Here is a 6507-nt window from a genome sequence, read left to right on the forward strand (position 1 = left end):
TTCGATTTTTGCGTGCGTCAGTGTCTGGCATGCTATAGTTTAAGAAATAAAAGGTAGAGAATGATGTGGAATTTTGAGCAAGAAATTTCCGAATACATTTGGAAAACAAAATATCAATACCACGATGGCGGAAAAATTCTTGAACCGACGATAGATCACACCTGGCATCGAGTGGCTAACGCGGTGGCAAGTTGTGAATCAAGTAAGGAACAACCTTATTGGCAAAAAAAATTTCATGAACTCTTAGAAGATTTTAAATTCTTGCCTGGCGGTCGAATTTTGGCAGGGGCTGGGACCGCACATAAAGTCACGCTATTTAATTGTTTTGTCATGCAAATTAAGCAAGATTCAGTTAGCGGGATTTTCAATGCCTTAAGAGAAGGTGCACTCACCTTGCAACAAGGGGGCGGCATTGGTTATGACTTTTCAATTTTACGACCGAGTGGTTACCGCTGTAAAAAAACGCATGCTATAGCATCGGGACCCGTCTCGTTTATGAAAATATGGGATAGCATGTCTGCGACGATGGTGTCCTCAACAGCCCGCCGTGGAGCGATGATGGCAAATTTACGTTGCGACCATCCCGATATAATGGAATTTATTAAGATTAAATCGCATCCCTCTGAATTAAGACACTTTAATCTGTCCGTTATTATCACCAACGAATTTATGGATGCAGTAGTAGCAGACAGCGATTGGCCTTTAGTTTTTCCAGGAAAAAATGGCAGAACTGTCTTGCGAAGATGGTCGGGCAGTCCTTATCCTATTAATTGTGAAATTATCAAGGTCATCAAGGCTAGAGACTTATGGCTGAGAATAATGGAATCCGCCTATGCATACGCGGAACCTGGGGTAATTTTTGAAGACACTATTAATAATCTCAACCCTCTCTGGTATAAGGAATGGATTTCGGCTACTAATCCTTGTGGTGAGATACCTCTGCCTTATTATGGTGCCTGTAACTTGGGATCAATTAATCTCACCCAGTTCGTGAGGCATCCATTCACAGCGCTTGCTAAGCTCGATTGGAGGCATTTAGAGGCAGTAATAAAAGTTGCTACACGGTTCTTAGATAATGTGGTGGAGATTTCGCATTATCCTTTAAAAGCGCAAAAATATGCTGCCCTTAATACAAGGCGACTAGGATTAGGCTTTACAGGTTTAGCAAATGTATTTCTAATGCTCGGTATTCCTTATGGCAGTGCGGAGTCATTAGCCTTAGCAAAATCTATTTCTCAAAAAGTGGCTTTTACCACTTGGGAAACCTCATGCCAGCTGGGTCGCGATAAGGGATCATTTCCTTTATTTAGTCAGGATTATTTAGCGGGACAGTTTGTGTTGTCTTTGCCCCCTGAGTTACAACAAGAAATAAGAAAATATGGCATGCGCAATAGCCACCATAATGCTATTGCCCCCACTGGCAGTATCAGCCTTTTAGCAAATAATGTTTCGGGCGGTATTGAACCTATTTTTGCTAGCCAATATGAAAGAAGCATACGCGGCGCGAATAAAGATAAGATACAGTTCAGAATTGAAGATTACGCTTTTCATCTTTGGCGGAAGGAGCATCAAGGCTTGCCCCCTGCATGGAAAGAGGTAAAAACGCTTGCGCCGCAAGACCATTTAGCAATTCAGGGCGCAGTGCAACCTTATATTGACAACGCCATCTCCAAAACAATTAATCTGCCCGAAGATTATCCTTTTAATCAATTACCGGACATCTATTTACAAGCACATGAGTTAGGTTTGAAGGGCTGCACAATCTTTCGACCGAACCCAATAACCGGCAGTGTTCTCTGGACAGAAGAAACCGATCCTTGTTGCTCATTGCCGGGAGTAAGATGAGAGAACATTCCGACATTACTGTGAATTCTTTTCCCAGCTAGGCTGCCACAACTGCTCCTCTACATTTTGTTGGTATGCAATAAATCTCGCGGCAACGAAAAGCCAATCGCTGAGACGGTTAAGATAAGGAATGACGGTCGTATCTTTTTGCTCTTGCGCAAAACTGACAAGGCAACGTTCTGCCCGACGACAAATGGTACGAGCAATATGTAAACGTGCTGTTATTTCATTACCTCCGGGGAGCACAAATGAATCCAGGTGAGGCAGGGTGGCGTTCATGACGTCAATTTCATTTTCTAAATGGGTGACGATGTGGGAGAAAAGTACAGTGGGATTGTTTATTTTGGAGCTTCCACAAAGGTAAGCGCCTACATCAAATAACACATTTTGAATAGTGAGTAATTGTGTTTTTAAGTGCGCATTTTCGTCGTTCAGTAGTACCACAATCCAACCCAGGAATGAATTGAGCTCATCCAGTGCGCCCAACACTTCAATGCGTAGCGAGTTTTTTGAAGTGCGATTAGATTTAAGACTGCCCGTATCGCCCTTGTCGCCTTTTTTTGTATACACTCTTGTGATTTTAACCATATTTTCCTAATGGGTGGATAATTTTGATGACTCTGTTCTTTTGGCTTAAAAAGAAGTCGTCAACCTACAATAAACTTGTTTGATTTGCAATAAAGAAGCTAGCATATTCTTCTCTACGTGGAAATCTCCACCAATCTCAATCATTTGCATAGTTCAGGGCCCATAAACGTGGCCTACATTTTCGGCGTCGTCCCGCGACCTACACTTAACCGTCGTCCCGCGACCTACACTTAACCGTCGTCCCGCGACTTGATCGCGGGATCGATTAGCATAATTTATCCCTTTAAGTTCCGATGATTCGTGCTAAAATACCCGACTTCAAAAGGAGCCACATCCGTTGGCAACATCGAGGGAATAGATGAAACATTTGCTCAAATCGTTATTATGTTGTGCACTGATTTTTGCGACTAAAATCTACGGATATAATTATCAAAGTATCGAATTTTATAATGAAGGATCAGAGGTATGCTGCTCTTCTTATAATACTTACGCAGGTTTATACCTCGGTGCCAATATAGGTTACAATTGGTATAATTTTCGTTTGCATACTCCCCCTTCGCTCGATCTCCCTCCCCTTAATAAACCGCGATGGCGTCCACGAGATTGGGTTCCTCTAATTGCGGTGGGGTATGACTTTTTTCCAAAACGCAAAATTCCTCTTCGTCTCGAACTTAATGAAGTTTATGAAGATAAAAATTTTACCCAAGATCCATTATTCCTACCGCCTTTTGAGGAAGATAGGCTTTCTAATAATACTTTCCGTTTTTATAATACGATGCTTACCCTTTTCTTTGATTGGCATACCTGCACTCGCTTTGTGCCTTATATTGGGGCCAGCGGCGGTTATGTCGTACTCAAAACTGAAGAAGCACCTCGTAGACGGTTGCAACCACCCACTAACTTCGATTTTTCTCATACCTCGCATTCGTTCAGTTATGGAGGAACGGTAGGTGCAAGATTCTTCTTTACGAATCATTTTGTAGGTAATCTTCAATTACGCTTTAATGATTTAAAAGAAATGATCTTCGTAAATAAGGAAGACTTATCTCTTTCAAATCATCGTGAATTTTCATCTGATTACTTACATGAGCGCACCCTACTAGCCGGCATAGCCTATGTATTTTAGGGTAGTAAAAAAGGTTAAGATAATGAACAAATTTGTCAAATATATGATTGTGCTCGGGATGTTATTTTCAGCTAATGCCCAAGCGACGAATGTTTATACGATCATAAGTGATAGTTCTGCACCTTGTTTCAAATCGTGTCCCTTAATTGGCTTATATATTGGACTTAATGTCGGTTATTCTTGGTTTAACTTCGCGCTACACCGCCCTGAAGTAAATGACTTGCTTCCGATAAGGTCTAACAATTTTATCAAAGAATCTGACAATAGCTTCATACCCACCTTGGGCTTCGATTTTTATCCCTGCACCAAAACACCTTTGAGAATCGAAATAAATTATTTTTATTCGGATATCGACTATAAACTTGACCCTTTGTTTCAGCCTTTATTTGAAGAAGAGACTTTTGCAAGAGATCGATTTCTTGTGCGAAATACAATGGGAACGCTTTATTTAGATTGGCATACCTGTACAGGATGGGTGCCTTATGCTGGGATTAGCGGTGGCGTAGCCAACTTAAAGAGTTACCATCAACCCGGGACGGTATCAAACCCTCTGCCGTTGGTTTATAACGCTACTGAAAGTAATTTTAGTTGGGGAGCCACTCTAGGAACGCGTTACTTCTTTACCCAGTATTTATTTGCCAATGTGCAACTGCGTTATAATAATCTCGGTGAATTGATATTTAAAAATTTCGCGGTAGAAGAAAACCTAGCACCCAATCATATTGAGTATCAATCCGATTACTTACATGAAACAACATTTCTGGCTGGAATAGGCTATGTATTTTAAATTGAAACAGTACTCGTTTCAGCCCTCGCCAATTGCAAATACCACTGAATAGTTTTAAGTAAGTTAGCTTGAAAATCTGCGCTCGGAGACCAACCTAATTCATTTTGAATTTTATCGATACTGATTGCATAACGCCAATCATGCCCCGCCCTATCTTTAACAAAGGTAATCAGTTCGGCGTGTGGATTCAGGGTGGGATAAATCGTGTCCATTATTGTGCAAATGAGTTTCGCGAGATCGATATTACTAATTTCATAATTACCACCAATGTTGTAGGTGTCGCCCACTTTGCCATGGTGGAGTATTTGCAATATAGCCTGACAATGCTCTTCTACATACAACCAATCACGTATATTTGAGCCATCACCATATACGGGGATGGGAAATTGATTAAGGCATGCACTGATGGTAGTAGGTATAAACTTTTCGTCATGTTGATAAGGACCAAAATTATTTGAACAGTTAGAGAGGGTGCAGGGTAAGTTATACGTTTTGGTGTATGCCCTTACCAATAAATCTGAACTTGCCTTGCTGGCTGAATAGGGAGAATTGGGTTCATAATGAGAGGTTTCCGTAAAAGGCGCCTCAAGTTTATCTAAACTTCCGAATACCTCATCGGTAGAAATATGATGGAAGCGACATTGAGTAGGATCCAGAGCATAACGTTGACGCCATACTTCTCTTGCAACGTCAAGCAAGGTAAAGGTACCCACTATATTTGTTTGAATGAATTGCCCTGGCTCATTAATAGATCGATCAACATGACTCTCAGCAGCAAAATGCACCACGGTATCGATAGAATGATGCATGAAAATTTCCGTTATAATCGCTCGATCAATTATATTCCCCTTCACAAAACGATGATTTGGGTAAGAAATAAGATCGGCAATATTCTTTATGGACCCCGCATAAGTTAATGCATCTAAATTTACAATAAATAAATTATCAGCTGTTTGTAATAGTTGCCGCACGAAATGACTGCCAATGAAACCAGCGCCACCTGTCACTAATATATTGCGAGGAGTATATTTATCCATGCGCAATTATCTGATTTTTATTACGTATCAAAATTTTATTTGCCTCGAGTAATGACTCAATCGTGCCTGCATCTGTCCAACGACCTACACAAATATCATATTCGAGCTGACGTTTTGAGATATAATAATTATTGACTGAAGTGATTTCATATTCTCCGCGAATAGAAGGTTTTGTGCTCTCAATAATGTCGAACACTTGATCATCATAAAAATATAAACCGACTACCGCATACTTCGATTTCGGCATTGAAGGTTTTTCTTCAATATCGATGACCTGACATTCATCCAATGCAGCTACCCCATAACGTTCAGGGTCCCCTACTTCTTTCAGCAATACCCTCGCGCCTTCCTTTTGCTCAGAAAAGCGTTTTACATAGGGCACAATACTGTATTCAAAAATATTGTCGCCTAATGCCACACAAATTTTATCGCCATTCGCAAACCCCTTCGCCAATGCAAGAGCGTGAGCTATCCCTGACGCTTCTTCTTGAACTTTATAAGTGAGTGAACAATCAAACATGGCCCCACTTCCCAAACAATTCACTACATCTCCCATATGAAAGGTACTAGTAATCACCAGAATCTCATGAATGTTGGCAGAGACCATTTGCCTTATTAAATGATAGATCATGGGTTCATGACCGACGGGGAGAAGATGTTTATTGGTTGCCCGTGTTAATGGGTATAAGCGGGTTCCTTTGCCCCCTGCAAGTATAATTCCTTTCATAGCTCCTGCCATCTTGTAGTTGGAACATTACAGTTCAGTACTTTTAGAAGCTGCACAAACATTTAGATTTGTGTGGAATTTCAATAAAAACCAAAAGAAAACTGCTCACCCATTTAAAGAGGCTACGCTTTTTCTTTTGATTATTCGTTGAAGGTTCAGCCAAATATGGACTTCGCTTCTAGAGGCTGAACAGTTACAGTTAAACTAGCATAATTTCAAATTCGTGGTCAACTCAGCGTTGTTGCAGATTGCGTGACTTAGCCATCGTCCCGCAAACAAACTTTTCTACATCGTCCCCCGATGTATACTTCATTCCCTGACGTGCACTTCATTCCCGACGTACACCTCTCATTCCCCGACGTACACCTCTCATTCCCCGACGTACACCTCTCATTCC

6 protein-coding genes are annotated in these 6507 nt (G+C 41.0%); 3 read left to right on the plus strand and 3 right to left on the minus strand.

What is annotated here, in order from left to right; genetic code table 11:
- The first annotated feature begins 60 nt into the window (after nt 1-60).
- Entirely contained in the window at nt 61-1845 is a 1785-nt protein-coding gene (locus H0U71_03570; protein ID MBA2654132.1) for an adenosylcobalamin-dependent ribonucleoside-diphosphate reductase, read from the plus strand.
- A gap of 15 nt (nt 1846-1860) precedes the next feature.
- On the opposite strand, the gene H0U71_03575 is transcribed toward H0U71_03570, so the two are convergent.
- Nucleotides 1861-2433 (minus strand): cob(I)yrinic acid a,c-diamide adenosyltransferase, encoded by a 573-nt coding sequence (locus H0U71_03575; GenBank protein ID MBA2654133.1) that lies wholly within the window; start codon nt 2431-2433, stop codon nt 1861-1863.
- A 358-nt stretch (nt 2434-2791) separates the two neighbouring features.
- On the opposite strand from H0U71_03575, the gene H0U71_03580 reads away from it, so the two are divergent.
- Both H0U71_03580 and H0U71_03585 read left to right on the plus strand, forming a co-directional pair.
- On the plus strand, nt 2792-3559 hold the full coding sequence (locus tag H0U71_03580; protein MBA2654134.1) for a hypothetical protein: 768 nt from the start codon (nt 2792-2794) through the stop codon (nt 3557-3559).
- Between the two features lie 22 nt (nt 3560-3581).
- Nucleotides 3582-4346 (plus strand): hypothetical protein, encoded by a 765-nt coding sequence (locus H0U71_03585; GenBank protein ID MBA2654135.1) that lies wholly within the window; start codon nt 3582-3584, stop codon nt 4344-4346.
- Here H0U71_03585 and rfbB read toward each other — a convergent pair.
- Entirely contained in the window at nt 4343-5383 is a 1041-nt protein-coding gene (rfbB, locus tag H0U71_03590) for a dTDP-glucose 4,6-dehydratase (protein ID MBA2654136.1), read from the minus strand. The genes H0U71_03585 and rfbB overlap by 4 nt on opposite strands.
- The gene (locus H0U71_03595; protein MBA2654137.1) at nt 5376-6110 is read right to left on the minus strand and encodes an NTP transferase domain-containing protein; all 735 of its coding nucleotides are present in this window, start codon (nt 6108-6110) and stop codon (nt 5376-5378) included. Before H0U71_03595 ends, rfbB begins: the two co-directional genes overlap by 8 nt.
- Nucleotides 6111-6507: the final 397 nt, after the last annotated feature.

The organism is Gammaproteobacteria bacterium (assembly GCA_013697705.1).
In the GTDB taxonomy this organism is placed as follows: Bacteria; Pseudomonadota; Gammaproteobacteria; order UBA6002; family UBA6002; genus UBA6002.